Origin of the sequence: Devosia sp. BK, from assembly GCF_032907385.1 — a bacterium.
GTDB lineage: Bacteria > Pseudomonadota > Alphaproteobacteria > Rhizobiales > Devosiaceae > Devosia.
In genome coordinates, this window is sequence record NZ_JAIMBX010000003.1 from 517,081 (window position 1) to 538,685 (window position 21,605).

20 protein-coding genes and 1 tRNA gene are annotated in these 21,605 nt (G+C 59.3%); 14 read left to right on the forward strand and 7 right to left on the reverse strand.

What is annotated here, in order from left to right:
• Positions 1-51: 51 nt before the first annotated feature.
• The 4 genes from yihA to rpmH all read right to left on the reverse strand — a co-directional run bounded on the left by yihA (position 52) and on the right by rpmH (position 3,165).
• Entirely contained in the window at positions 52-705 is a 654-nt protein-coding gene (gene yihA, locus DevBK_RS18045; protein ID WP_062629718.1) for a ribosome biogenesis GTP-binding protein YihA/YsxC, read from the reverse strand.
• A 69-nt stretch (positions 706-774) separates the two neighbouring features.
• Positions 775-2,616: a membrane protein insertase YidC gene (gene yidC, locus DevBK_RS18050; protein WP_317186446.1), complete on the reverse strand. Its 1,842-nt coding sequence runs from the start codon at positions 2,614-2,616 to the stop codon at positions 775-777.
• Positions 2,613-3,017 (reverse strand): ribonuclease P protein component, encoded by a 405-nt coding sequence (gene rnpA, locus DevBK_RS18055; protein ID WP_062629716.1) that lies wholly within the window; start codon positions 3,015-3,017, stop codon positions 2,613-2,615. The genes yidC and rnpA overlap by 4 nt, the downstream gene beginning before the upstream one ends.
• Before the next feature lie 13 nt (positions 3,018-3,030).
• Complete coding sequence (gene rpmH / locus DevBK_RS18060; RefSeq protein WP_035077916.1) at positions 3,031-3,165, reverse strand: 50S ribosomal protein L34; 135 nt, start codon at positions 3,163-3,165, stop codon at positions 3,031-3,033.
• Positions 3,166-3,398: 233 nt separating this feature from the next.
• Here rpmH and DevBK_RS18065 point away from each other — a divergent pair, with 233 nt between their 5' ends.
• The 3 genes from DevBK_RS18065 (at position 3,399) to DevBK_RS18075 (ending at position 6,493) form a co-directional block, all read left to right on the forward strand.
• The gene (locus tag DevBK_RS18065) at positions 3,399-4,814 is read left to right on the forward strand and encodes an FAD-dependent oxidoreductase (protein ID WP_317186447.1); all 1,416 of its coding nucleotides are present in this window, start codon (positions 3,399-3,401) and stop codon (positions 4,812-4,814) included.
• 48 nt (positions 4,815-4,862) lie between these two features.
• Positions 4,863-6,290 carry a HAMP domain-containing sensor histidine kinase gene (locus tag DevBK_RS18070; RefSeq protein ID WP_317186448.1) on the forward strand — a complete coding sequence of 476 codons (1,428 nt, stop codon included), beginning with the start codon at positions 4,863-4,865 and terminating at the stop codon, positions 6,288-6,290.
• Positions 6,291-6,416: 126 nt separating this feature from the next.
• Positions 6,417-6,493 (forward strand) — tRNA-Arg (locus tag DevBK_RS18075).
• A gap of 310 nt (positions 6,494-6,803) precedes the next feature.
• Here DevBK_RS18075 and DevBK_RS18080 read toward each other — a convergent pair.
• The 3 genes from DevBK_RS18080 to DevBK_RS18090 all read right to left on the reverse strand — a co-directional run bounded on the left by DevBK_RS18080 (position 6,804) and on the right by DevBK_RS18090 (position 9,942).
• On the reverse strand, positions 6,804-7,826 hold the full coding sequence (locus DevBK_RS18080; protein WP_317186449.1) for a mannonate dehydratase: 1,023 nt from the start codon (positions 7,824-7,826) through the stop codon (positions 6,804-6,806).
• A 167-nt stretch (positions 7,827-7,993) separates the two neighbouring features.
• Entirely contained in the window at positions 7,994-8,896 is a 903-nt protein-coding gene (gene kdgD, locus DevBK_RS18085; protein WP_317186450.1) for a 5-dehydro-4-deoxyglucarate dehydratase, read from the reverse strand.
• A gap of 338 nt (positions 8,897-9,234) precedes the next feature.
• A complete protein-coding gene (locus tag DevBK_RS18090) occupies positions 9,235-9,942 on the reverse strand; it encodes a FadR/GntR family transcriptional regulator (RefSeq protein ID WP_317186451.1) in 708 nt (235 codons plus the stop codon).
• 128 nt (positions 9,943-10,070) lie between these two features.
• Between DevBK_RS18090 and DevBK_RS18095 the strand changes: the two genes are divergently transcribed.
• The 11 genes from DevBK_RS18095 to DevBK_RS18145 all read left to right on the forward strand — a co-directional run bounded on the left by DevBK_RS18095 (position 10,071) and on the right by DevBK_RS18145 (position 21,463).
• Positions 10,071-11,672, forward strand: a complete 1,602-nt coding sequence (locus DevBK_RS18095) for an ABC transporter substrate-binding protein (protein ID WP_317186452.1) — start codon at positions 10,071-10,073, stop codon at positions 11,670-11,672.
• A gap of 17 nt (positions 11,673-11,689) precedes the next feature.
• Positions 11,690-12,718 carry an ABC transporter permease gene (locus tag DevBK_RS18100; protein WP_061911811.1) on the forward strand — a complete coding sequence of 343 codons (1,029 nt, stop codon included), beginning with the start codon at positions 11,690-11,692 and terminating at the stop codon, positions 12,716-12,718.
• A gap of 38 nt (positions 12,719-12,756) precedes the next feature.
• Positions 12,757-13,617 carry an ABC transporter permease gene (locus DevBK_RS18105; RefSeq protein ID WP_317186560.1) on the forward strand — a complete coding sequence of 287 codons (861 nt, stop codon included), beginning with the start codon at positions 12,757-12,759 and terminating at the stop codon, positions 13,615-13,617.
• Complete coding sequence (locus DevBK_RS18110; RefSeq protein WP_317186453.1) at positions 13,604-14,446, forward strand: ABC transporter ATP-binding protein; 843 nt, start codon at positions 13,604-13,606, stop codon at positions 14,444-14,446. The genes DevBK_RS18105 and DevBK_RS18110 overlap by 14 nt, the downstream gene beginning before the upstream one ends.
• Positions 14,443-15,180 carry an ABC transporter ATP-binding protein gene (locus DevBK_RS18115; protein ID WP_062629709.1) on the forward strand — a complete coding sequence of 246 codons (738 nt, stop codon included), beginning with the start codon at positions 14,443-14,445 and terminating at the stop codon, positions 15,178-15,180. Before DevBK_RS18110 ends, DevBK_RS18115 begins: the two co-directional genes overlap by 4 nt.
• A gap of 168 nt (positions 15,181-15,348) precedes the next feature.
• On the forward strand, positions 15,349-15,822 hold the full coding sequence (locus DevBK_RS18120) for a MarR family winged helix-turn-helix transcriptional regulator (RefSeq protein WP_317186454.1): 474 nt from the start codon (positions 15,349-15,351) through the stop codon (positions 15,820-15,822).
• 28 nt (positions 15,823-15,850) lie between these two features.
• Complete coding sequence (locus DevBK_RS18125; protein WP_317186455.1) at positions 15,851-17,038, forward strand: FAD-dependent monooxygenase; 1,188 nt, start codon at positions 15,851-15,853, stop codon at positions 17,036-17,038.
• A 333-nt stretch (positions 17,039-17,371) separates the two neighbouring features.
• Positions 17,372-18,322, forward strand: a complete 951-nt coding sequence (locus tag DevBK_RS18130) for a sugar ABC transporter substrate-binding protein (RefSeq protein ID WP_317186456.1) — start codon at positions 17,372-17,374, stop codon at positions 18,320-18,322.
• A 60-nt stretch (positions 18,323-18,382) separates the two neighbouring features.
• Positions 18,383-19,507, forward strand: coding sequence for an ABC transporter permease (locus DevBK_RS18135; protein ID WP_317186457.1), 1,125 nt, complete (start codon positions 18,383-18,385; stop codon positions 19,505-19,507).
• A gap of 3 nt (positions 19,508-19,510) precedes the next feature.
• Positions 19,511-20,293 carry an ATP-binding cassette domain-containing protein gene (locus DevBK_RS18140; RefSeq protein ID WP_317186458.1) on the forward strand — a complete coding sequence of 261 codons (783 nt, stop codon included), beginning with the start codon at positions 19,511-19,513 and terminating at the stop codon, positions 20,291-20,293.
• Positions 20,294-20,347: 54 nt separating this feature from the next.
• Complete coding sequence (locus DevBK_RS18145; RefSeq protein WP_317186459.1) at positions 20,348-21,463, forward strand: Gfo/Idh/MocA family oxidoreductase; 1,116 nt, start codon at positions 20,348-20,350, stop codon at positions 21,461-21,463.
• Positions 21,464-21,605 lie beyond the last annotated feature (142 nt).

A 21,605-nucleotide genomic window follows, 5' to 3' on the forward strand; every position in this document is an offset into this window, starting at 1 on the left:
CAGCTTAAAAGAAAGCCCCGCCGGTTGGATCACCGGCGGGGCTTTTGCATGTCAGGTGCTGCTGCTCGCAAGCAACATGGCGATTTCGGTGCGCAATTCCTTGATCCCCGTGCCTTTTTCGCTTGAGGTAAGCAGCACATGGGGATGCGAGGCGGGGCGCTTGGCGATAGACCAGCGCGTCAATTCGAGCGCCTTTTCGACATCGGCAGAGTTCGGCTTATCCGCCTTGGTCAGCACGACCTGGTAGCTGACTGCGGCCCGGTCGAGCTCGTTCATGACGCTGAGGTCATTGTCCTTGGGGCCGTGCCGGCTATCGATCAGCACATAGACGCGGCGCAGCGTCGCGCGGCCGACGAGGTACTGATGGACCAGCTTGGTCCAGGCCTTCACTTTCGGCTCCGGCGCCTTGGCATAGCCATAGCCCGGCATGTCGACGATGCGCAGATTCTCGCTCTGGCTCTCGAAGATGTTGAGTTCCTGCGTGCGGCCGGGCGTGTTCGACGTGCGCGCCAGGTTCGACGTGCCGCATAGTGCGTTGATCAGGCTCGATTTGCCGACATTGGAACGGCCGGCGAAGGCGATTTCGACGCGGTCCATCGGCGGCAAATCAGCAAGGCTGACGCAGCCCTTGGTGAAGAGGATCGGGCGCGCAAACATCAGGCGGCCGCGTTCGATGAGGTCGGTTGGGTAATCGATTTCGGTCATGTGGTCCTCGGCCTCAAAGACGAGGGCCCGCTGGTTTTCCAGCGGGCCCCGTATCGTGCGGGAATGTCGTTAGCTCTTGGAATTTTCAGCCGGTTTGGGCTTCTTGCGGAAGGTGTCGAGGATGTTCCCAAACAGGTTCACCTCGGCGCCATGGCGCTTCATGATCACCCACTGCTGGGTCACCGACAGCGTATTGTTCCAGGCCCAGTAGATCACGAGACCGGCGGGGAAGGCGCCGAGCATGAAGGTGAAGATGATCGGCATCCAGTTGAAGATCATCGCCTGGGTCGGATCCGGCGGCGGCGGATTGAGCTTCATCTGCACCCACATTGTGATGCCCATGATCACAGGCCATACGCCAAGGTGGAGGAAGGAGCCAACGACCGGAAGAACGGTCGGATTCCACGGGATCAGGCCAAAGAGCGTGAAGATGTTGGTCGGATCGGGCGCGGCCAAATCCTGGATCCAGCCGAAGAACGGCGCGTGCCGCATTTCGATGGAGATGAAGATAACCGTATAGAGCGCGAAGAAGACCGGGATCTGGATCAGGATTGGCCAGCAACCCGAGAGCGGATTGATCTTTTCCTTCTTGTAGAGCTCCATCATCGCCTGCTGCTGGGCAGCGCGATCTTCCTTGAGACGTTCCTGGATCGCCTTCATTTCCGGCTGCACGCGGCGCATGGCGGCCATGGAGGCATAGGACCGGCTGGCCAGCGGGAAGAAGATGGCCTTGACGATAATGGTCACGGCGAGAACCGCAAGACCAAAGTTGCCGAGGAGACCATAGAGCGTCACCAGCAGCCAATGCATCGGCTTGGTGAGGAAGTGGAACCAGCCCCAGTCGATCAGGAGTTCAAGGCGATCAAAGCCATGCTCGGTCTGATAGGCCGAGATGACGTGATCTTCCTTGGCGCCGGCAAAGACGAAGCTTTCGCTCGAGGCCGTGCCACCGGCCGGCACCACGACCGGCTGGGTTTCGACATAGTTGGTCTGATAGATCGGGGTCGTGCCCTGGGTCGAATAGGCAAAGCGCGCATTGATGCCGGCACCCGGCTGAGGCAGCACGGCGGTTGCCCAATATTTGTCGGCAATGCCGAGCCAACCCGTGGTCGAGGCGAAGTCGACCTGCTTGTCGTTCTGCAGATCATGGTATTTGCGCGAGACGTAGTTGTTGTTGCCGAGAACGCCGATCGGGCCTTCATGCTGGATGAAGAAGTTCTGAACCGGCGGCGTGCCCTGGCGAACGACGCGGGCATAGGGGAACAGCGACACATCGCCCTCACCGGTATTTTCGACCGACTGGGTGATGGTGAAGAGATAATGCTCGTCGAGCGCAATGGTGCGGCGGAAGATCAGGCCCTGGCCATTGTCCCAAACCAGCGTCACAGGCGTCGCAGCGGTCAGCGTCGTCGCGCCGTTTTCGACAGCCCAGACGGTATTGGAATCAGGGAGCGCAACGCTGGCGCCGGCTGCAGGAGCCCAGCCATGTTCGACATAATAGCCGCCGGGGGCGCCCGAGGGGCTCAGGAGCGTGATGATCGGGGATTCGGGATCGACCGTTTCGCGATACTTTTCGAGGCGGAGATCGTCGATGCGCGCGCCGGTCAGGTTGATCGAACCTGCGAGATCTTCGGTGTCGATGGCGACGCGGGTCGAAGCAGCGAGGGCGCTGGCACGATCGGCAAAGGTCTGAGCGCTGGCGGGCTGAGCGGGCGTCGCTGCCGACACCGTGCCATCGGGATTGGCGGCCGGGACGGCCAGCGCTTCCTGTTCGGCCTGTTGTTCAGCGGCGATCCGAGCCTGCTGCTGCGCACGCTCCATTTGCGGTCCGGCAACGAGGAACTGCCAGCCGAACAGCACGAGCATGCTGAGCACGACGGCGAGAATCACATTGCGATTGTCTAGGTTCATGATGTCGATTTCCGTGGGCCGCGCCCGGGCCGTATCCGATTGTCGTCCGCTTCCGTGTCATGCACGCGGGCGATAAGACCGCTAAGGTCGGTGATCATTTTGGCAAAGGGCCTGCTCAGGGCCTCGCGCCTTGCCAGCAGCACATAGTCGTGTCCGGGCCGAAAGTCATCTGCGCAAGCTGCCGCAGCCGCCCGCAGGCGACGCTTCATGCGATTGCGCTCCGGGGAATTGCCCACCTTCTTGGTGACGGTGAACCCGACGCCAGGCAGCGCATCCTCGACCGGTGCAACCTGCATTCCAAACGCAGAGCGCCCGGCGCGATTGCCCCGGGCTGCCCTCAAAAACTGCGAGCGCCGCTTGAGGCGGCGCAATGTCGCTTCCGCTGGAGCGTCGGCCGTCATCCGGCCAACAGCCTTAGGCCGAGAGCTTCTTGCGGCCGTCACGGCGGCGGCGGTTCAGAATCGCACGGCCGTCCTTGGTGGCCATGCGGGCGCGGAAACCGTGACGGCGAGCACGCACGAGCTTGGAAGGCTGGTAAGTACGCTTCATGACTTTTAACCGCGCAACCGCACGGTTCCTCTATTGCTGGCGCTTCTCGCGCATAAAACTTATCCGGCCGGCAGGGCAGAGCGCGCCAGCTTTGTTCGAGGGGTCTATAGGGAAAACCAGCCGCCAAGTCAACGCGGCAAGGCCCGTTCTCTTGCGTTTTCGGGGCGGTTGTAAAGCCGGGCAGGGAACAGCATAAGTGCAGGCATTATTCAGCCTGCGGCGGAGCTTTGCCCGTGTCCACTCCTCCTGATCTTTGCATCATCGGTGCCGGGAGCCTCGGCGTCGAGCTCGCGCTCTATGCTCGTCGTCTTGGCGCCAATGTGGTTCTGGCCGATCGCGGCGCGCCGGAGCCGGGCGATGCCGCTCATCTTTCCTTGCGCAAGGCCGCCTTGGCGGAGAGCGCCCGGCGTGTCGAAGATATACGCAGGGCGCCCGATCTCGGCATCGGCGCATCCGAGTTCAAAGTCTCGCTCAAACAGATCAGCGAGCGTGCTACCAAGCTCGTTGACGACCGTATGCGCGCGACTGCGCCAGAAATTCTGACTGCGCGTGGTGTCACGGTGATGCGTGGGGATGTCCGGTTCATCGATGCGCGGTCGCTGGTGATCGGCGATATAACGATCAAACCGCGAGCGGTGATCATTGCCATAGGTGGCTTGCCCGTTTTTCCTGATCTCGAAGGTTTGGCAGATGTTTCCGCCTTCACCACCGATTCCATCCTCGAGAATCAGCGGAAGCTCACGCACCTTGTTATCGTCGGTGGCGATGCCAGCGCTTTGGAGCAGGCCCAAATCCAGCGCCGGCTTGGCGCCGAAGTGACACTGGTACCGCACGGCGAGCTGCTTCCGGGCTTTGATCCCGAGGCTGTATCATTGCTGCTACGCTCGCTCCGGGAAGAAGGCGTTACCATTCATGATGGGGTGCGCGTTTCCGCAATAAAGAAGCGGTCACAGGGAATCGGCGTGGAAATTGCCGGACCAGATGGCGCGACTGACGCACTCGACGCCTCGCACCTGCTGATCTCGATGGGCAAAGAAGTCGATCTCGACGCAATCGACATCGCCAAACTCAAGCTCAAACCGAGCGCAGCGTCGATTGGATTCGTCCGCGGTGCTCTTGGCGCCTCGTCCTCGCGCTTCGTGCGATTTGCCGGCTATGCTGCGGGGCGCGCAGAGTGGTCCGAGGCCCTGGCCGAAGGCCGGGCGGCAGTCGAAGCCGCGCTTGGGCGCAGTTCATCGCCCTCTCTGCGCATACCGCGGACTGTTCTCACCGAGCCGGCACTGGCCGAGATCGCTCCGGCTGGATTTGGACGCAAAGGCGGCGAAGAAACGATCCTCCGCGAAAACCTCGCGGAAAACGATCGGGCTGCCGCGATGGGCCAAGGCTCGGGTCTTCTCAAAGTGAGCGTGAGCGAAAACGGGCAAATTGCGCGTGCGACTATTCTGGGGACAGACGCCGCCGAATTGGCGGGCGTCCTGTCGCTCGTAGCGGATCGTAAGGGCGGTCTTCTTGATCTCGCCCGGCTGCCCATGCCGCGTCCCAGCCTGATGGAGGTTCTTTCACGTCTTGGAGAGAACTATTTGGCCGCTCAAGACGTATCAAAGAGAGGGCAGGGCGGTCGCGCGATCCGTCGTCTATTCGAGCGGTAGGTTGAGGGGCTGACGCCCAAGCCCGTCATCTCCTATGATCGAGCTGCGATGACAGACGAATCCAATGTGACACCGGCCCGTTTTTTCGGCCTCTCCAACAAGCTGATCGCGACGATCATCGCCGTGATTCTGCTTGTCGAAATCATCATCTATCTGCCCTCGCTCGCCACCTATCGCGCATCGTGGCTCGATGATCGTTTACGGGTTGGCATCGTCGCTGCGCGTGTTCTCGATGCCGTGCCCGATGTCATGTCCCTGCCGCGAAATCTGACCGATCGCCTTCTGACGTCTGCAGGCGCCAACGCCATTGTGTATCGCCGAGAAGGCCAGAGCCAGCTCATCGAACTTGCCGATCCGGTGACCCCTGAGCGCGTGGTTACGGCCGATATGCGCCAGCGCGACCTGCCGAGCCTCATCGTGGGCGCGCTCGATACGCTCTTTGCCGGCCCCGGACGCACGCTCCGCATCATCGGCGAGGGCGATCTCGAAGAGGCACAGGTCGAGATCCTGATGTCGGAGCGGCCGCTGCGGGCGGACCTTATCGACTATTCGCGCAATATCGTGCTGGTTTCGTTGGGCATCGCGGCCGTCACCGCCTTTGCGCTCTATATGCTGGTGAGCCAGCTTTTCATCCTGCCGGTACAGCGGTTGACCACCAATATCCTCCGCTTCCGCAAGGCGCCTGAGAACGCAACACTCATCCTCGATCCAACCGCCCGACGCGACGAAATCGGCGTTCTCGAACACGAACTATCGGCGATGGAGAGCGAGCTTTTCAGCATGCTGCGGCAGCAGCGTCACTTGGCCGATCTCGGCCTTGCGGTCGCCAAGATCAATCATGACCTGCGCAATACGCTGACCTCGGCCCAGCTTCTGTCTGATCAGGTGGCGACTTTGGACGATCCCAAGGTCCAGCGTCTCGCGCCACGCCTTGTGACGACGCTCGACCGCGCCATCGGCTTTGCCCAGTCGGTGCTCGATTATGGTCGCGAGGCCACCAGCGTGCCGCAGCCTGCGCCGGTGCAACTCAAGGCGCTGATTGAGGATGCCGCGTTCGAGGCGCACCTCGCGGGTCATCCCACGATTGCTTTCGATCTTGCAGCGCCCGGTGATGTCTCCGTCTTTCTCGATGCGGGGCAGATGACGCGTGTTTTTGTCAATCTCCTCAAGAACGCCCGCGAGGCTCTGGAAGCGACGCAGCAGACGTCGGGTCAGAAAATCGCCGCGACTGTCACGCTGAGCGATACACAGGCGATCGTGCTCATCAGCGACAATGGCCCTGGTCTGCCGCCCCGAGCCAAGGACAATCTCTTCGTCGCCTTCGAAGGCTCTGCGCGTGCCGGCGGCACAGGTCTTGGCCTTGCCATCGCTCGTGAACTCACCGAGGCCAATGGCGGCACCTTGCGCTATGTCGACAGCGCCGAGCCCGGCACCCAGTTCGAGTTGACGCTTCCACGAGATATTCACAGCCTCTGACAGCTCCACTCAAAAAGTGCGTGTCACACGCTTGCAATGCGCAAAGCACCACTATATGGGTTGCCTCGCTTTCGGGGAGAGCCAAGTTGCTCCCCACCGAATAGCATCCGCCACCGTGCGGCATGCGCGCCCGTAGCTCAGCTGGATAGAGCACCAGACTACGAATCTGGGGGTCAGGAGTTCGAATCTCTTCGGGCGCGCCATTTCCTTGCGCTGTTAGCAAGGAACTCTTTTTCAGACACTCTCATCATAAGCCGCGTGTAATATCAGTCCTGCGCGCCAGGCGTGTGACGTAATCACGCGCGAAATGTTACGCCCTCGCAGCTAGGGCGAGTTTGCGCCAGTTGAGGCGTCTGTCTGGGAATTGCGAATCACGCCTACTCTCCCGCTACCCGGGAAAAACATCTTCGCGATAATCAAAAAGCAGGACTGGTCACTAACCGTCCTGCTCCTTAATGCAAAAGTCCAAGCGGGCTAGCCGCTTGGAGAATGGTGTTGCTGTTGATGGTCGGTTTATCGGCCGTAGGGATCCCAGCCGTTCGCCTGGAACAGGGCGATGATATACCCATAGCAGAAAGCGAATGCTGTCTCGAATGGCGCCTGCCCATCGATCTCGGGCACATGATCCGGCATGATCATGCAGTTGACGCCGGATTCTTTGTACACTCGCAGGCTATGGGCCATATCCATATCGCCATCGTCCGGAAAAACTTCGGTAAAAGAGAAGCGCTTCCCCTTGATGTTGCGGAAGTGGACATTGAAAATCTTTCCACGTGTACCGAACCATCGAATGACGTCAGCAATCTCGTCGCGTGGATTTTCGAGGCTCTCACCGATCGTGCCCTGACAGAAGTTCAGCCCGTGGTAAGGGCTCTCGGCGATGGACACGAAGCGCTTCAGCCCTTCGACATGTGAGATGACGCTGTCTTCGATGCCGCGATAATTCGGGGGCGTCATCGGGTCATTTGGATGGCACGCAAGGCGAACCTTATTGGCCTCGGCCACTGGAATAACGCGTTCGAGGAAGTAGGTTATGCGTTCCCAGAATTGGTCCGCCGTCACCCGGCCGGCAGATGTCAGATCGTCGGCATTGGTGATCTGATCAGCGCGGAATGTCGGCACCAGCGCGCCGCCACGTCCGCGTTCAGATCGCGTTCGGGGAACGCCCAAATAGCTGAAATTGTATTTGGCCGAGTGGACGCCGAGCGCGGCGAGGTCTTCGATAAGCCGACAAATCCCCTCTATCTGACGATCGCGCTCGTCGCCCTGTCCAAGGACGATGGCAGGCGAACTCACTTTGTCGATGTTTTGGGTATCGATGTTCAGCGAGGCGAGCGGGAGCTGCACCATGTCCAGCTTGAGGCCGGCGGCATCGACCCGCTCGATATGGCGCGCCAACAGGTCACGCGTCCAGTCGCGTGGCGCACCGATGGGATCAATGCAGACATGATAAAGCCCAAGCTGGGCAAGCTGGCGCAGATGGGCGTCGCCAAATTCCTCTAGCATGCCGCCGCTTAGCTGGGTGCCAACATACATGTTTAGTGTCCTTCAACTATGGAAGTGCGGTCTCGCCACAGCGCCGAGACAGGCTTGATGGCTGTGGCGGCAACACACGCTTGAGTGGGGCAATTGCGAGACTCTCCGGCTAAGAGCCAGAGAGCCTGCCCGCGGCTCACAGGGAGGCAAAAGCCGCAGGATGAGGGTTAGGCGACTTTGGCGATCAGTGCCTTGAGTTCGTCCATTTCGGTCGCGGTCAGATTAGTGAGAGGTGGCCGAACCGGGCCCGCGATGCGTCCACGTGCTTCAAGACCCGCCTTGATGATCGAAACGGCATAGCCCTTCTTGCGATTGCGCAGCGCAACAAGCGGGAAGAAAAAATCTTTCAGGATCTGGTTAGTCGTCGCTTTTTCGCCAGCGCGCAGGGCCGAGTAGAACTTTTGGGCAAGCTCTGGCACGAAGTTGAAGACGGCTGAGGAATAGGTGGTAACGCCGGCAGAGAAATAGGCCTGAGCATAAAGCTCATGGGTCGGCATGCCGCCGATATAGACCAGGCGATCCTGAAGCTTGGTCGTTATCTCGATGACGCGATCGACCTCGCCATGTCCGTCCTTGAAGCCGATCAGGTTGGGGCACTGATCGCACAGACGCTGCAGGCTATCGGCAGTGAGTATGATGTTGTCGCGATTGTAGACGACGACGCCCATGCCGACGGCATCGCAAACAGCCTTTACGTGAGCGACCAAACCGTCTTGTTCGGCAAACATCAGATAGGGCGGAAGCAACAGTATGCCGTCAGCGCCCGCAGCCTCTGCCGCCTTTGCCATTTCAACCGCCATTGCGGTGCCATAAGCGGCGCCGCCGACGATGGGGGTATTGGTTGACGTTGCTTTGGCGACCTTCGTCACGTGGGCGACTTCTAGCGGAGTGAGGGAAAAGAGTTCACCGGTACCGCCCGGCGCAAAGAGCACTGAAGCCTTATAGCCATCGAGCCAGTGGATATGTGCACGATAGGCCTCCTCATCGAAAGCAAGGTCCTTGGTGAACGTCGTGACGGGGAAGGAGAGCAGCCCGCTGCCAAGTGCAACCTTGAGTTCGGAAGGCGTCATAACAAGATTCCTGAATAGGGTGAGTGAAGAGTTGGAAGGTGATGGAGCGGTTCCGCCGCTTTGCAGTTCAAGCCTGGAGGACGAAGGAACAGCGCGACGTGACTGCTTGCAAAGCCGCACCCTCATTTCGCGCTACCGAGTGAAGTTGGGCGTCGGCAGGGCAGGATAGTCGTTGACGCAATCAGCATTTTGCACGTCAGATCGACGCAGTGGCTGCAGCCAGCGCGGCCTTTGCGGATGTCTCAAACGCTGCCAAACGGCAAAAGCCATATCAACCTCCTGATATGAGGTATGACATAATATGAATTTATCGACGATGTCGAGAGGTCGTTGCTAACTTAGCGTGCGAGGCGGCGATAGCGCTTCTGACTGCCAAGAAGATGTTCGCGCATTGAGAGCCGCGCAGCATCAGGATCCTGATCGGCAATGGCATCGAGGATACGCTCGTGCTCTGCGACAACGCCGGCGAGATAAGCCGGATCTTTTGCACTTGGCAGGGTCGGGAACTGACTGCGCGGGATCGATGCAGGCCCAAACCGTTTCAGGCCATCGATGAAAAACCGATTGTTCGTCGCTGCCCCGATCGCGAGGTGAAATGCAAAATCTGCGTCAGTGGTCGGTCGATCCTCGATCACCCGATTCGCCATGTCATGGTGGGCTGCGCGGATAGCATTTTCTTGTTCAGCTGAGCGGCGATAGGCTGCAATTGCTGCCGCCTCGGTCTCAATTGCCATACGGAATTCGAGCATTTCGAGGGTCTGGGGAATGCTCTGAATCTCGCCGGGCGTAAGATCGATCATGGCAGGTCGCGTCTGCTCCGAGACGAAGATCCCCTTGCCCTGGATTGGGGTTACGAGCCCGGATGCGCGCAGCTCGGCGATGGCCTCTCGCACAACGGTGCGGCTCACTTCGAACTGTTGTTCCAGCTGTGGTTCGGTCGGCAGTTGAGAGCCGACGGGAAGCGCTCCAGAGGCAATTCGGCGACGCAATTCGTCCACGACAATCTGCGCCAAGCGCGGGCGGCGCCGCGTAACCACTTGTTCCACTTGGTCTCTCCCCTCAACAAACACCGGTATGTGACAGACTATTGCCATCCGCTTGGAAACGCCATAATCATAATACGACATACAACCGACATGCTATGGCGGATATGGTACAAGACGGAGGAGTCTTTATGAAGCATTTTTCAAAGCATCTGCTGGCAGGTGCCGCATTCGCCCTGATGAGCGCGGTATCGCCTCTCGCATTCGCGGCTACCCCCGATGATCAACTCGTTATCGGTACATCCCTGGCCCAGGTTCTCTCTCTCGACCCGCAGCAGGGTACCGAGGTGAAGACCCAGGAAATCCTCGCCAATATCTATGATCGCTTGGTCGAGTTCAGCTCGGAGGACAACTATGCCGTTCGTCCTCAGTTGGCAGAAAGCTGGGACATCGATGATACCGGGATCACCTTCCATCTGCGGGACGCCAAGTTTACGTCCGGCAATCCGGTGCGTGCGCAGGACGTCGTCTATTCGATCGTCCGCCTGATCAAGCTAGACCAGTCTGCTGCCGCATCATTCAAGAATGCCGGCTACACCGCTGATCGTATCGAGAGCTTGGTCACTGCGGTCGATGACAAGACCGTTCGTATCGAAATGACCGACGGCGTCATCCCAGAATCCCTTCTCTACCGCCTGACAATGGGCACGGCGAGCGTCGTGGACAGCGTCGAAGTGCAAAAGCATGTCGTGAATGACGACTATGGCAATGAGTGGCTGCGGACCAATGCTGCAGGCTCCGGTCCCTTTACCCTCCGCCGTTGGACGCCCAATGACATTGTCCTCCTCGAAGCGAACGCCGATTATTGGGACGGTGCCCCGGCGATGCGCCGTGTTGCCATGCGTCACGCCCCGGAAAGCCAGGCAGCTCGTTTGATGCTTGAGCGTGGCGATATCGATATCGCCAATGCGCTCACAGCGCCTGACGTGTTAGTCTTTGACGGCAAGGAAGGTTTTGAGATCGGCCAGAGCAAGACTGGTGGATTTTATGCCCTGGCGATGAATGCCGGTCGCGAGCCGCTCAGCAATCCTCTGGTTCGTCAGGCCATTGCTTACGGCATTGACTACGAAGGCATCGCAAACACGATCCTTGGCCCCTATGGTCGCGCGCGCAATGTGCCGGTGCCGGAAGACTTTGAAGGCGCTATTGCCAATCCCGACTGGTCGTTCCAGCCTGAAAAGGCGCGCGCCTTGTTGGCCGAAGCCGGCTACCCCAATGGTTTCGACCTCACCATCAAGACCATTTCTCAGACCCCGCGCGTCGATATGGCAACCGCCATCCAGGCAAGCCTTTCCGAGATCGGCCTCAACGTTCGTGTCCAGCAGGGGAATGGATCAGACATCGTTGCCGCCCACCGTGCGCGCGATTTCGACCTCCTGATCCCGCAGACTGGCGCATTCATGCCAACGGCTTTGGGTTCTATCGACAATTACGTCACCAATCCGGACAACTCGCTTGAGGCGAACAATGCCGGCAATTTTGTCTGGCGTTCCGACTGGGACATTCCTGAACTCAATGCCCTGCGCAACGAAGCAAATGGCGAGCGTGACGATGTGCGTCGTGCCGAGCTGATCAAGGAAATCCAGGAGCTGTTCCTCGCCTCAAGCCCCGCGGTGATCCCGATGTTCGAACGGTTCGAGCCTTATGTGATCAATGCCAAGGTTCAGGGCTATGAAGGTCATCCCCTGTCCCTGACACGGCTTGAAGACGTCACAAAAAGCTCCGGCAACTAACGGACGAACGGCCGATCATGAAGGAATTCACTTTTATAGAGTTGGGCCGGCGCATTGGGCAGTTGCTCCTGAGCCTTTTTGTCCTCCTCCTCGTCACCTTCGTGATCGGCCGCGTGCTGCCCACCGATCCCGTTGGCGCGATCGTCGGCGAACTTGCCGACCCGGCGACCTATGAAGCCATGCGCCAGCGGTTGGGTCTGGATCTGCCGATCTACCAGCAGTTCTGGATCTATCTGACTTCGATGGTTCAGGGCGATCTCGGAACCGCCATTTTGACTGGAAACCCGGTCGTCAACGATTTGCGCGCCGCTTTTCCGGCAACTCTTGAACTGGCGACCCTTGCTGTCGTTCTTTCGACCGTGATCGGCGTGCCGCTCGGGATGACGGCAGCGTTCTTTCGGGATAGCTGGTTCGATCAGTTTGCCCGCGTCATCTCGCTTGTCGGGCATTCCATTCCCGTCTTCTGGTTCGGCATTGTCGGGCTGGTCATCTTTTATGCAACGCTCAACTGGGTCGGTGGTCCTGGCCGTATCGACATCTACCTTGAAGGTCTCGTTGAACCACAGACCGGCTTGCTGTTGATCGATAGTCTCCTTGTTGGTGACTATGAAGTCTTCTGGAATGCAGTCAGCCACATCATTCTGCCCGCATGCATTCTGGCCTATTCAGCTATGGCCTATATCACCCGAATGACCCGCAGCTTCACTCTCGAGCAGCTCAACCAGGACTATGTGATTGCGGCCCGCGCCAAAGGCGCTTCCAATTGGCGCATCGTCTCAGGACATCTTCTTCCCAATATCGCCGTCCAGCTCGTAACGGTTTTGGCCATTGCCTATGGCGGGCTGCTTGAAGGGGCGGTCGTGACTGAGGTCGTGTTTTCCTGGCCCGGCATCGGCCAGTACATGACCAATGCCCTCATGATCGGCGACATGAACGCCGTCGTGGCAGCAACCTTGATCATCGGCATCATCTTCATGGTCCTCAATTTCCTTTCGGATCTCGCCTATCTTGTGCTCGATCCGCGTACTCGTGAGGTGACGACGTGAACGTTTCCCAGACCGTCCCGCCGCGAACCAAAACCTTCCTGTCCGCCTCTCGCCTCGGCTCAGGCTTTGGCTCTGCCATAGCCAAGCTCAGCCGCGAACCGCTTGGCATGTTCGGCTTCATTGTCCTGCTTTTGCTGGTCGTTATTGCCATCTTCGCGCCCTTGATTGCGCCCTACAGCCCGACAGCGCAGAACTTATCCAATGTTCTCAAGCCGCCCAGCTGGACCCACTGGGCGGGCACCGACGAATTTGGCCGCGACATCCTTTCTCGCCTCATATTCGGCACGCGTATCACCGTGCAAACCGTTCTGGCGGTTACGGTCATCGTGGGCCCGCTGGGCATGCTGATCGGTATCGTCGCTGGCTTTGTCGGCGGACGTACAGATGCTATCCTGATGCGGATTACGGACATCGTCCTTTCTTTCCCCTCGCTCATTTTGGCACTGGCATTTGCGGCTGCGCTCGGGGCAGGCCTGGAAACAGCGATTATTGCGATCTCCCTTACCGGTTGGCCTCCGATTGCACGGCTTGCGCGGGCAGAAACGCTCATCGTGCGCAATACCGACTATGTCGCTGCTGCCCGTCTCTATGGCGCATCGCCGCTTCGGCTGCTGTTCCGCTATATCGCGCCCATGTGCATTCCCTCGGTCGTCGTGCGCCTGACTATGAATATGGCTGGCATCATCCTCACCGCAGCCGCGCTCGGCTTCCTGGGCCTCGGTGCGCAGCCGCCAGCGCCGGAATGGGGTGCCATGATTTCCAGCGGCCGCAAGTTCATGCTCGACAATTGGTGGGTCGCGGTCATGCCCGGCATCGCCATCCTCGTCACCAGCCTTGCCTTCAATCTGGCGGGTGATGCTCTCCGCGACATTCTGGATCCGCGCCATGCCCGCTCTTGATCCCATTCTCCAAGTCCGCAATCTGTCGGTCCGTTTCGGCCGTGCCTCTGTCAACGCCGTAAATGGCGTCAGTTTCGACCTGGGCGCTGAGCGTCTTGGCGTGGTTGGCGAGTCAGGCTCCGGCAAGTCCACGGTGGGTCGGGCGCTCATGCGCCTTCTGCCCCCTGTCGCGACAGTCCGTGCAGATCAGCTCGACTTTGAAGGTGCCCCGCTTCTGACCCGCAGCGAGCGCGTCATGCGCGGATTGCGTGGAAATCAACTGGCTCTGATCATGCAGGATCCGCGCTATTCGCTGAACCCAGTTCTGCCCGTGGGCAAGCAGGTCGCTGAGGCCGCAACGCTCCATCTCAAGATCGGGAAGAAGGCCGCCTACGCCCGCGCGGCAGAGATGCTGAGCCGCGTCCGCATCGCGGACGTTGAACGCACCATGGCGCTTTATCCGCACCAGATTTCGGGCGGCATGGGTCAGCGCGTGATGATCGCCATGATGCTGCTGGCCAAACCGCGGCTCGTGATTGCCGACGAGCCAACCTCCGCTCTCGATGTCAGCGTGCGCGGCGATGTCTTACGGCTCCTCGACGAAATGGTGCGTGAGAATAATTCGGGTCTCATGCTTATCAGCCATGACATCCGCATGGTCGCAGCCTTCTGCGAACGCATTTTGGTGATGTATAAGGGCGAGGTCGTCGAGACCCTGACTAAACTCGAAGATGCGCAGCACCCCTACACTCGCGGACTGATCGCAGCCATGCCCGATCCACGCAAACCGGTTCGGCGCCTGCAAGTGCTCGATCGAAAAGCCATCGACGCAGCGGGAGTTCAGCCATGATCGAAGTCAGTGATCTTGCGGTCGCGTTTGGCCAAGGCGATGCGCGTCGCCAAGTGGTAAAATCCGTATCCTTCGCCGTCGCGAAGGGTGAGACTCTCGGAATTGTCGGCGAATCCGGGTGCGGAAAATCCACCGTGCTGCGCTCGCTTGCCGGATTGGACCGCCATTGGGAGGGCTCGATCAGTCTCGCCGGCAAACCGGTGAGCAAAGACCGCAGCCGTGAGCAGCTCCTGCTGGCGCAAATGGTATTTCAGGACCCGTTCAGCTCCATTCACCCGCGTCACCGGATCGAGCGTGTGCTTGTGGAGCCAATTCAAGCCATGAAACGCGGCGGTGGATGGGACAAGGTCGGATCTGCACTTGAGCAGGTTGGTCTACCCAGTAGTTTCGCCGAACGGTTTCCTCACGAGCTTTCCGGCGGCCAGCGCCAACGCGTTGCTATTGCGCGCGCCTTGATGCTCGAGCCGGATATTCTCTTATTGGACGAACCAACGTCGGCGCTCGACGTGTCTGTCCAGGCCGAAGTCCTCAACCTTTTGAGTGACCTCAAGGAAACCAAGCAACTGACCTACGTCCTTGTCAGCCACGATCTGGCGGTCATCGCCCACATGTGCGATCGCGTCCTCGTCATGAAAGACGGCACTTTCGTTGATCAACTCGACAAGCAAGATCTTGAGACTGGCGCAACACATCACGCCTACTCAAAGCAGCTTTTCGAAGCCAGTTATCTCTAGCTCGCATCTTTGAACTCCTGATCGGGAACGATCATGGGCTGGATAGAGGAAGAGAGCATTTGCGGCGATTTAGGTCGTCGGTGCTCCACACCAACCGATCTCTGGCCTTGCAAGCAGAGTTGAGCGTTCCTAAAACCTGTCGCTGAAGACTGGCTTGAGGATTTGGCAATGGGAGCACATGACAGCGAGGTGCATCCTGAGGCCGCTGTTGCGCCCGGCTTCCTGACAACCCATGCCGCACAGACGTTCAATCGTCTTGCCGACGAGGCCCTGCGGGCCGATGGTCTATCGCTGGCGCTCGTAGCGCCGCTGATGCTGCTTCATTGGAAGGGGCCAATGTTGCAGCGCGATATCGTGCTGCATTCGGCAGTGCGGCAACCAGCCCTGGTCGCCGTCCTTGGCAAACTCGAACACCTCCATATGATCGAACGGGTGGCCGTTGCCGCTGACCGACGCGCCGCAATGATCGAACTGACCGCGGCGGGAAAACAGGCAGCGCTGCGGGGCGGGGATATCTTGCGCTCGCTCAACAAGATCGGCCTTGCCGGGTTTTCGACCGAAGAGATTGCGCAACTGGTCGCGCTCCTTCAACGCTTCAGCGACAATCTCACCAAGGCAGCAGGAACGAAATATCAGAAGTGATGTTATTGGACCATCGGGAGATGATACCATGAGCAAACGCATTCTGATTTCGGGCGCCAGCATTGCCGGCAATACGGCGGCCTTCTGGCTCGGCAAGCTGGGCTTTGACGTGACCGTCGTCGAAAAGTGGCCGGATTTTCGTAAAGGCGGGCAGAACATCGATGTCCGCGATGTCGGTCGAGACGTCTTGCGGCGCATGGGACTTGATGAGGCCGCGCTTGATCGGGGTACGAAGGAAGAAGGCACAGCATGGATCGACCATGACGGAGAGGTTGTCGCAGAATTCGTCACCGAAGACCTTGGCGCCGATGGTCCGACCGCGGAACTCGAGATCCTTCGTGGCGACCTGGCCGAATTGATCTATGACGCGGCCAAGGACCGATGCGACTTCCGCTTTGGAGACAGTATCGCGGAGTTCATCGATCATGCCGACCGCGTCGAGGTGACGTTCCAGAGCGGCCGCATCGATAGCTTTGACGCTGTGATCATTGCCGAAGGCGTCGGCTCCGCCTCGCGTGAACTGGTGTTTCCCGGCGAGAATGAACCACGTTGGATGGACCTCACGATCGCCTATTTCACCATTCCCCGCGCATCCGATGATGATCGCATGTGGCGCTGGTACAATACCACCCATGGCCGCAGCATTTCCCTCCGTCCCGATGATCACGGCACTGCTCGCGCTATGCTATCAATACGCAAGCCACATGAGGGAGAACAGGACTGGAACGAGGAGCAGCAGCGCGCTTTTCTCCGGGATCAGTTCAAGGACGCCGGCTGGCAGGCCGACCGCGTTCTCGCCGGGCTTGATCAAACCGACGACTTTTACTTCGATGTGTTGCGTCAGGTTCGCCTCGAAAATTGGTCGAAGGGCCGGATAGCCCTCCTTGGCGACGCCGCGTGGTGTGCGACACCCATGGCCGGCATAGGCGCCACGCTGGCGGTCACCGGCGCCTATGTGCTGGCCCAAGAGCTCGCCCGAAACGCCGATATCGAAACTGCCTTTTCGCGCTATGAGCAAGCCATGCGCCCAATGGTGGAGGATGGCCAAGGCGTGCCGAAATTTGGCATCAAGATGATGAACCCTCAAACCTCGATCGGCATCAAGTTCCTCCACGCCGCCCTTCATCTCGCCAGCACGCCGCCACTCAGAAAGGTGATGGGGACCGCCTTCTCACGAAAGCTAAAAACGCCTGATCTGGACGTTTACGCGACGTAACGGGGGCTGCCTCATTAGCGACCAAAGCCAGCCTATGAAGAGTGGATCTTTGTCGGCTTTAGGAACTGCGCCGACGGCAATTTTGGCTGCGGCTCGACCATCGGTCTCTAAAAGGGCGCCGCTACAACATTCCAACCATCGGCTAAACATCCGACATTCATTGGTAGCATCGCACAATGCAGCACTAAGCATCTGTCGTTTCGAGATAATCATCACTACCGCGTTCCGGAAAACTGTCGTTGACTAAAGTATAGGAAAATGGAATGTTTATTTCGTAGCTGAACCATATAGAACAAAAATGTCATTTGGTTCCGCTCACATGGGAGGAAATCGATGAACGTTTTGACGAAGGGCCTTGCCGCCCTGGCGCTGGCAGCCATTGCATTGCCGGCAGTTGCCATCCCCGCTTATGCCGAAGGCGAGCGGTTCGTTCTGGTGTCTCACGCACCGGATTCTGATAGCTGGTGGAACACCATCAAGAACGCCATTGCGCTCGCTGGCGAGCAGATGGGCGTAACTGTTGAATATCGCAATCCGCCGACCGGCGATCTCGCCGATATGGCGCGCATTATCGAGCAGGCTGCTGCGTCGAACCCTGACGGGATCATTTCCACTATTGCCGATTTCGACGTTTTGTCCGGCCCGCTCTCCGATGCTGTGGCGCGTGGTATCCCCGTCATCACCATCAATTCGGGCACCGAAGAACAGTCCAAGGAAATCGGCGCTCTTCTTCATGTCGGCCAGCCGGAATATGACGCCGGTTTCGGCGCTGGTGAAAAGGCCAAGGCGGCCGGCGTGACAAGCTTTGTCTGCGTCAATCACTACATCACCAATCCAGCTTCGGTCGAACGCTGCCAAGGATTTGCCGATGCTCTCGGCGTAGAACTGGGCAATCAGATGATCGATGCGGGCCAGGACCCGGCAGAAATTCAGTCCAAGGTTGCCGCCTATCTCCAGACCAATCCCGATACCAATGGCATTCTGACCCTCGGGCCAACGTCTGCGCACCCCACCATCGCTGCCCTTAATGACAATGGCAAAGCCGGCACCATCTTCTTCGGCACGTTCGATCTGTCGAGCGAAATTGCCGCCGGCATCAAGGATGGCACGATCAACTTTGCCATCGATCAGCAGCCATTCCTCCAGGGCTATTTGCCCGTCGTCATCCTGACCAATCTCGCGCGCTATGGCGTCGTCCCGGGCAATTCGATCAATTCCGGTCCGGGCTTTATCACCAAGGACAATATTGCTCTCGTCGAGCAATATGCCGGTCAGTACCGCTGAGTTCTGTGCAACGGGGCCGTTTCGATGGCCCCGTTACCTCCTTCGGCAAAGGTTTCAAAAATGGTTGAGCAGCCTTCGGGCGTAGCGGCCGCAGACGAGCGTGTTCAGCGCCAGTCGGCCCTGCGCAAGGCCTTCGTGCGTCCCGAGTTGGGCGCCATGGCCGGAACAGTCGTCGTCTTCATCTACTTCGCTGTCGTTGCTGGCGGGACCGGCATGTTCGCCGCCGATGGCATCATGAACTGGGGCGTTGTGTCCGCACAGTTCGTTATCATCGCGGTCGGCGCCTGCCTCCTGATGATCGCAGGCGAATTCGATCTGTCGGTCGGGTCCATGATCGGCTTTGCGGGTATCGTCATCGCGCTTTTAAGCGTGCATCTCGGCTGGCCTATGTGGGCCTCGATCATCGCGGCCTTCATCGTTGCCATGCTGATCGGCATGATAAACGGCTATCTCGTCATCAAGACCGGCTTGCCATCCTTCATCGTCACCCTCGCTTCGCTTTATATCCTGCGCGGCTTGACCATCTATTTCTCGATCGCCACCACGCGCCAAACCATCATCAGCGGCGTTCGCGAAGCGGCGGAAGGCGATTGGCTTGCGCCGGTCTTCGGCGGAAAAGTCCTCGGCTTCTTTTTCACCTGGCTCGCCGATATGGGCCTGATCGAGACCTTCCAGGCCGGCAATAAAGCAGGTCAACCCGTGGTCGATGGCATTCCCATGCTGATGGTCTGGGCGCTGATCCTCATCGTCTTTGCCCATATCCTTCTCACCCGCACCCGCTTCGGCAATTGGATCTATGCCGCGGGCGGCGACGCTAAGGCCGCTCGTTATGTCGGTGTCCCCGTCGATCGGGTAAAGATCGCCATGTTCGTCTTCTCGGCCTTCTGCGCCACGGTCTTCGCCACCTGCCAGGTCATGGAGTTTGGCTCAGCGGCGGCGGATCGCGGCCTTCTCAAGGAATTTGAAGCAATCATCGCTGTTGTTATTGGGGGCGCATTGCTCACCGGGGGCTATGGCTCTGTCATCGGCGCGGCTTTGGGCGCGCTGATCTTTGGCGTGGTTCAGCAGGGGCTGTTCTTTGCCGGCGTCGAAAGCTCGCTGTTCCGCGTGTTCCTCGGCGTCATCCTGCTCCTCGCGGTGATCCTTAACACCTATATCCGTCGCCTCATCACGGGGGAGCGCTAGATCATGGCCGATACACCCCTCATCGAACTTATCGATATCAAGAAGCAGTTCGGCCCCGTCATCGCGCTCAACGGCGTTTCGGTTTCTGTCATGCCCGGTGAATGCCATTGCCTCCTCGGCGACAACGGTGCCGGTAAATCGACCTTCATCAAGACCATGGCCGGCGTCCACAAGCCGACCTCGGGCGAAATCCGCATGAATGGCCACAAGGTCGATTTCGCCAATCCGCGCGATGCCATGACCACAGGCGTCGCCACAGTCTATCAAGACCTGGCGATGATCCCGCTCATGTCCGTCACGCGAAACTTCTGGATGGGGCGCGAGCCGCGCAAAGGTTGGGGACCGTTTCAGTTCCTCGACATGGACCAGGCCAATCGGGTCACGCTCGAAGAAATGCGCCGCATGGGCATTAGTTTGCGGGAGCCTGACCAGGCCGTTGGCACGCTCTCAGGCGGCGAGCGGCAGACTGTCGCCATCGCGCGCGCCGTCTATTTCGGCGCCAAGGTGCTGATCCTCGATGAGCCGACCTCCGCCCTTGGCGTGCGGCAAACCGCCAATGTCCTCGCAACGATCGATCGCGTGCGCAAGACTGGCGTCGGCATCATCTTCATCACCCATAATGTTCGCCATGCCATGGCCGTGGGCGACCGCTTCACCGTGCTCAATCGCGGCAAGACACTCGGCACTGCCCGCAAGGGCGAACTTCAGCCCGAACAGTTGCAGGATATGATGGCCGGCGGCGCCGAACTTGCCGAATTGAGCAGTTCGCTCGGCGGCACAATCTGAAGAATAGTCGGGGCGCCGAAAGCGCTCCGCCATCTCGTTTCTCTCGAGGATATCATGACAGACACGATCGGCGTCGGCCTCATTGGCACCGGCTATATGGGCAAATGCCACGCCTTGGCCTGGACCTCTGTTAAATCGGTATTCGGTTCCGGCCCACGGCCGCGCCGCATTCATCTTGCCGAGGCCAATATCGATCTTGCCCGCCAACGCGCCGACGAGTTCGGCTTCGAGCGGGCGACTGCGGATTGGCGCGAACTCATCAACAATCCGAATGTGGACGTCGTCTCTATCACCACCCCCAATGCCTTCCACGCCGAGATGGCCATTGCCGCACTTGAAGCCGGCAAGCATGTTTGGTGCGAAAAGCCCATGGCAGTGGGCTTTGCCGAAGCGCAGCGCATGGAAGCCGCTGCACGCGCCAGCGGCAAGGTGGCCATCCTTGGCTATAATTACATCCAGAACCCGCTCATCCGGCAGATGGAAGAGCTGATCGCTTCAGGCGCGATCGGCACGGTCAACCATGTCCGCGTCGAAATGGACGAGGACTTTATGGCCGATCCAGAGGCTTTGTTTTACTGGAAGAGCGAAGCGAGTTCCGGCTACGGCGCTCTCGACGATTTTGCTGTGCACCCTCTGAGCCTCCTCCAGGTCCTGTTCGGCAATCCGACGCGCGTTTTTGCGCACCAGTCCAAACCCTATGCCGATCGCCCTCTGGAGGACGGCAGCCGCCGCCTCGTCGAAACCTTCGATATTGCCAGCGTCCTCTTCGAGATCGACGAGATCAGCGGCGTTCTGACGGTCAACCGCTCGGCCTGGGGCCGCAAAGGCCGCATAGCCCTCCAGATCTTCGGCTCCGCCGGTAGCCTCGTTTACGATCAGGAGCGGATGAACGAATTGCAGCTCTACCGCGCCACCGGCCCCTCCACCGCCCAAGGCTATCAAACCATCCTCTCGGCCCCCGCCCACAAACCTTATGACCGCTTCATCCCAGCGCCCGGCCACGGCCTCGGCTTCAATGACCTCAAGGTCATCGAATGCCACGAGCTTCTCCAAACCATAGGGGGCCAAAAGGGCAGGGTGATCGACTTCGCGAACGGACTGGAAATCGAACGAACAGTCCACGCCATGGCCCAAAGCCACGAAGAGGCTGGGTGGGTGACGATCGGGTGATATCGGACGCGGGCCATCGCCCCCATCCCCATGCTCCTGTTGACCAGCGTTCTGCATCCGTCGCTTTCGCATAGTAGGCCGCTTGCGGTTAGTCTGCCGCGCTAGTTGCGGGAGCGGTGACCGAGGCCGACAAGGCTCCAAG